Origin of the sequence: Streptomyces sp. SBT349 (assembly GCF_001083795.1) — a bacterium.
Classification (GTDB): domain Bacteria; phylum Actinomycetota; class Actinomycetes; order Streptomycetales; family Streptomycetaceae; genus Streptomyces.
The window spans coordinates 1-5058 of record NZ_LAVK01000449.1; the positions used below are offsets into that span (position 1 = coordinate 1).

General features: G+C 74.4%; 6 protein-coding genes. 2 read left to right on the top strand and 4 right to left on the bottom strand.

Features of this window, described 5'->3' with window-relative positions:
• From ADY01_RS32480 to ADY01_RS32490, 3 genes are all read right to left on the bottom strand, one after another.
• Positions 1-296, bottom strand: a 296-nt coding sequence (locus tag ADY01_RS32480) for a biotin/lipoyl-containing protein (RefSeq protein ID WP_049580331.1), incomplete at its 3' end; no start/stop codon positions are given.
• A complete protein-coding gene (locus ADY01_RS32485) occupies positions 293-1315 on the bottom strand; it encodes an alpha-ketoacid dehydrogenase subunit beta (protein WP_049580332.1) in 1023 nt (340 codons plus the stop codon). The genes ADY01_RS32480 and ADY01_RS32485, both read right to left, overlap by 4 nt.
• The gene (locus ADY01_RS32490; RefSeq protein WP_049580333.1) at positions 1312-2406 is read right to left on the bottom strand and encodes a thiamine pyrophosphate-dependent dehydrogenase E1 component subunit alpha; all 1095 of its coding nucleotides are present in this window, start codon (positions 2404-2406) and stop codon (positions 1312-1314) included. The genes ADY01_RS32485 and ADY01_RS32490 overlap by 4 nt, the downstream gene beginning before the upstream one ends.
• Positions 2407-2555: 149 nt before the next feature.
• Here ADY01_RS32490 and ADY01_RS32495 point away from each other — a divergent pair, with 149 nt between their 5' ends.
• Together ADY01_RS32495 and ADY01_RS32500 are read left to right on the top strand one after the other, a co-directional pair.
• Positions 2556-3041: an Lrp/AsnC family transcriptional regulator gene (locus tag ADY01_RS32495; protein ID WP_049580334.1), complete on the top strand. Its 486-nt coding sequence runs from the start codon at positions 2556-2558 to the stop codon at positions 3039-3041.
• Between the two features lie 100 nt (positions 3042-3141).
• On the top strand, positions 3142-3762 hold the full coding sequence (locus ADY01_RS32500) for a dihydrofolate reductase family protein (RefSeq protein ID WP_049580335.1): 621 nt from the start codon (positions 3142-3144) through the stop codon (positions 3760-3762).
• Between the two features lie 49 nt (positions 3763-3811).
• Here the strand turns inward: ADY01_RS32500 and ADY01_RS32505 are convergent, their stop codons facing one another.
• On the bottom strand, positions 3812-4942 hold the full coding sequence (locus tag ADY01_RS32505; RefSeq protein WP_049580336.1) for a nitric oxide synthase oxygenase: 1131 nt from the start codon (positions 4940-4942) through the stop codon (positions 3812-3814).
• Positions 4943-5058: the final 116 nt, after the last annotated feature.

Consider the following 5058-nt stretch of genomic DNA (forward strand, 5'->3'; position numbering starts at 1 on the left):
GGGCCGTAGCCGACCAGGACGGGGCCCACGCCGGGGGAGTCCTCGGCGTCCACCCGGATCAGCGGGGCGCCGACGGGGATCTCCTGGCCCGGCTCGCCGAAGCGGGCGGTGACCGTGCCCGCGTAGGGGCAGGGGACCTCGACCTGGGCCTTGGCGGTCTCGACCTCGACCACGGGCTGGTCCACGGCGACGGTCTCGCCGACCCCGACCAGCCAGCGGATGATCTCCGCCCCGGTCAGGCCCTCGCCGAGGTCGGGGAGGAGGAACTCCTCTTCGGTGGCGGTCTCGTTGCTCATACGAGGTCCCATTGCAGGCGGGAGACGGCTTCCAGCACGCGGTCCGCGTCGGGCAGGTGGTGGCGTTCGAGGAGCGGCGGCGGATACGGGATGTCGTAGCCCGTCACCCGCAGCACGGGCGCGGCGAGGTGGTGGAAGCAGCGTTCGGTGACGCGGGCGGCGATCTCGGCGCCCGGCCCGGCGAACCCGGTGGCCTCGTGCACGACGACGGCGCGCCCCGTGCGCCGCACCTCCGCGCAGACCGTCGCGTCGTCGAACGGGACGAGCGTGCGCAGGTCGATCACGCCGAGGTCCCAGCCCTCCGCGCGGGCGGCGTCGGCCGCCTCCAGGCAGACGGGGAGGGAGGGGCCGTAGGTGATCAGGGTGGCCGAGGACCCCGGGCGGCGGACGACGGCCCTGCCGAACGGCGGGACGCCGGGGCCGTCCAGGTCGAATGTGTCCTTGGCCCAGTAGAGGCGCTTCGGTTCGAGGAAGACCACCGGGTCGTCGGAGGCGATCGCCTGGCGCAGCAGGCCGTAGGCGTCGGCGACGGTGGCGGGGGTGACGACATGGAGCCCCGGGGTGGCCATGTAGTAGGACTCGGAGGAGTCGCTGTGGTGCTCGACGCCGCCGATGCCGCCGCCGTAGGGGATGCGGACGGTCAGGGGCATCGGCAGGGCGCCGCGGGTGCGGTTGCGCATGCGGGAGACGTGCGAGACCAGCTGTTCGAACGCCGGGTAGGCGAACGCGTCGAACTGCATCTCGACCACCGGCCGCAGGCCGTACATGGCCATGCCGGTCGCGGCGCCGAGGATGCCCGCCTCGGCGAGCGGGGTGTCCGTGCAGCGGTCCTCGCCGAACTCGGCCGCGAGGCCGTCCGTGACGCGGAAGACCCCGCCGAGCGCGCCGATGTCCTCGCCGAGGAGGTGGACCGCCGGGTCCTCGGCCATCGCGTCGCGCAGCGCCCGGTTGAGGGCCTGGGCCATGGAGACCGGGGCGCGGGGGCTCGGGGCGGCCGGGATCCGGGCCGGGGCGGTCATGAGAGCTCCCGCTGCCGCGCGGCCCGGTCGAGGTGCGCGCGTTGCTCGTCGAGCTGGGGCGTCGGGGTGGCGAAGACGTGGCTGAACAGGTCGCCCGGGGTGAGCTCCGGGTCGCCGGACAGGGCCTCGCGCAGGGCGGCGGCGGTGCGTTCCGCCGCCTCGTGGGCCGCCGCCGCGTCCTCGTCGGCGAGGAGCCCGTGGGCGCGCAGCTCCCGTTCCATCAGGGTCAGCGGGTCGCGGGCGCGCCAGGCGGCGACCTCCGCGTCGGTGCGGTAGCGGGTGGCGTCGTCCGCGTTGGTGTGCGCGTCCAGGCGGTAGGTGAGGGCCTCGATGAGGGTGGGGCCCCCACCGGCGCGGGCGCGGGCGAGCGCGCCGGTGAGCGCGTCGTGCACGGCGGGCGCGTCGTTGCCGTCCACGAGCCTGCCGGGCATGCCGTAGCCGACGGCCTTGTGGGCGATGCTCGGGGCCGCGGTCTGCTTGGCGAGGGGGACGGAGATGGCGTAGCCGTTGTTCTGCACGAGGAAGACGACGGGGGCCCGCCAGACGGCGGCGAAGTTCAGCGCCTCGTGGAAGTCGCCCTCCGAGGTGCCGCCGTCGCCGACGAGCGCGAGGACGGCGAGGTCGTCGCGGCGCAGGCGGGCGGCGTGGGCGAGGCCGACGGCGTGGGGGAGCTGGGTGGCCAGCGGGGTGCAGAGCGGGGCGACGCGGTGGGTGTGCGGGTCGTAGCCGGTGTGCCAGTCGCCGCGCAGCAGGGTGAGCGCGGCGGCCGGGTCGAGTCCGCGGACGACGGCGGCCAGGGTGTCGCGGTAGCTGGGGAAGAGCCAGTCGCGCGGGCCGAGCGCGAGCCCGGCGGCGACCTGGCAGGCCTCCTGCCCGGCGGAGGAGGGGTAGACCGCCAGCCTGCCCTGCCGGGTGAGGGCGGTGGCCTGGGTGTTGTAACGCCTCCCGCGCACCAGCTCGCGGTGGAGCCGGGGCCACAGCTCCGGGTCGGGGGCCCTGGTGCCGAGCAGGCGGTACGGCTCCTGGTCGGGCAGGGGCGGGGCGGCCTCACGGGCGGCGGTGGCATGGGCCGGCAGCTCGGAAACGGTCATGGCGGGCACCTCCTCGCGGCGGCTTCGCTTCCCTACCGATTGTTCGGTCGATGACGCAGCTTGGCTACGGTGCCTCCCACGCTGTGGACAACTGGCTCGATGTGGCGTGGTATGGGGGCAGGACGTCCAGGAAGGGGAGGCTTCTCGGCATGCCGGACGACCAGTTGACTTCCGCGCCTCCGCAGCAGGTGCGACCGCTCGATCCCATCGACGCCGCGATTCTGCGGCTGCTGCGGACGGACGGGCGGGCGTCGGTCCGCTCGGTCGCCGATCAGGTGCACATATCCCGCGCCAACGCCTACGCGCGGATCAACCGCCTGATCGAGGAGGGGGTGATCCGCGGGTTCTCGGCGCGCGTGGACCACGAACGCGCCGGGCAGGGCGCGTCCGCGTACATCACGCTGAAGATCGTCCAGGACAGCTGGCGCACGGTGCGCGCGAAGCTGGAGGAGCTGCCGGGCGCGACCCACATCGCCCTGGTGAGCGGCGACTTCGACGTGCTGCTGCTCGTGCACACGGCGGACAACAGGGCGTTGCGCGAGCTGGTCCTGACCCGCATCCAGGGGATCCCCGAGGTGCTGAGCACCCGCACGCTGCTGGTCTTCGAGGAACGCGACCTGCTGCCCGACCGCTGAGTTTCCGGGCCGCCGCCGGTCTCCCCTCCCGAGCGCACCGCCGAGGGGCGAGCGCGAGATCGGGAAGGCCGGAGAGGCCGCGAAGGCGAGGAGAGGCGCGATGAGGGTGACGCTGACGGAGTTCCTGTCGCTGGACGGGGTGGTCCAGGGGCCCGGGGCCCCGGACGAGGACACGAGCGGGGGATTCCGGCACGGGGGCTGGTCGTTCCCGTACGCGGACGAGGACTTCGGCCGCCTGGTGTCGGGCTGGTTCGGGGAGGCGGACGCGTTCCTGCTCGGCCGCAGGACGTACGACATCTTCGCCGCCTACTGGCCGCGGGTGACCGACCCGGCCGACCCGGTGGCCTCCCGGCTGAACGGGCTGCCGAAGTACGTGGTGACCAGCACGCCGGTCACCGCCGGGTGGGAGGGCACCACCGCGCTCACCGGCGACCTCGCGACGGAGATCCGTGAGCTGCGGGCGCGGCCCGGCCGCGAGCTCCAGATCCACGGCAGCGCGACCCTGGGCCGTTCGCTGCTCGACCTGGGGCTGGTGGACGAACTGCGGCTGCTCATCCACCCGGTGGTGCTGGGCGAGGGGCGGCGGCTGTTCCCCGAGGGCACCACGACCCCGACCGCGCTGACGCTGACGGGGACGGCGACCACCGGTTCCGGGATCGTGCTGCACACCTACGAGCCGCTGGGCGAGCCGCAGTACGGGGCGTTCCCGGAGCCGGACTGACACCGGCGCTCGGGGCCCGGCGCTCGGCGCCCGCGCCCGGCAGCGCCGCTCAGTGCGGGTAGGGGCAGCCGCCCTCGGCGCGGGTGCGGGCGTCCTCGTCCAGGGCGAAGGCGGGGCGCAGGTCGGCCTCGTCGTAGTAGCGGTGGAAGACCGGGGTCAGGCCGCCCGAGATGGGGGGGACGATCCAGCTCCAGTCGGTGGGCACGATGCGGCCCTGCTCCTCCTCGCGGGCGAGGTGGGTGAGGAAGCGCTGCGACTCGGTGTGGTGGTCGGCGATCTTGACGCCCGCGGTGCGGAACGAGTGCAGCACCGCGACGTTGAGCTCGACCAGCGCGCGGTCGCGCCACAGCATCGACTCGTTGGCGGTGTCGAGCCCGAGGACGTCGGCGACGACGGGCAGCAGGTGGTAACGGTCCTGGTCCACGAAGTTGCGCGCGCCGATCTCGGTGCCCATGTACCAGCCGTTGAACGGGGCCAGGGGGTAGTCGATGCCGCCGATGGACAGCCGCATGTTCGAGATGGCGGGGACGGCGTACCAGCGCAGGCCGAGGGCGTCGAAGCGCGGGTGGTCGGGGTGGGTGAGCGGCACCTCCAGGATGAGGTCGCGCGGCACGTCGTAGAGCTGCGGCTTGTCGCCGTGCACCTCGATGACCAGCGGCAGCACGTCGAACCAGCCGCCCGGCGCCTGCCAGCCCAGGCGGCGGACGGCCTCGGTGAAGCCGATCTGGCCCTGGTCGCCGATCGCCGAGCCGTCGGCGGCGCGGTAGCCCGCGTAGCGGACGAGCTGGCTGTTCCAGACGCGCGGGGCCTCGCGGTACGGGGTGGCCGGGGCGAACACGGAGATCACCGGGCGGACGCGGCCGTCGTTGGTCGCCTGTCTCAGGTGGTCGAGGAGGTGTGTGTGGATCTCGTCGGGGGTGGCGGCGGTGCGCCGGTCCAGGACGCGCAGGCTCTTCCAGTACAGACGCCCGATGCAGCGGCTGGAGTTGCGCCAGGCGACGCGGGCGCCGAACTCCAGCTCGGCGCGGGTGTGGCGGTAGGTGCCGGTCTGTTCCAGGTGCTCGCGTATCTGGCGCAGCCGCATCGACAGCGGGATGGGCTGCTCGGGGTGCTCGGAGTGGAAGAGCCGGACGAACTCCTCGGCCTCCTCCCAGTCGGGCACCCGCCAGTCGGAGACCAGGCGGGTGGGCGCCGCGGGGGCGCGGACCGGCGCGGGCGCGGGGCCGCCGGGGGTCCCGCGCGGGTGGGCCGCCTCGCGCGCCGTCTCGCGCGCCGTCTCCTGGGCCGTCTCGCGCG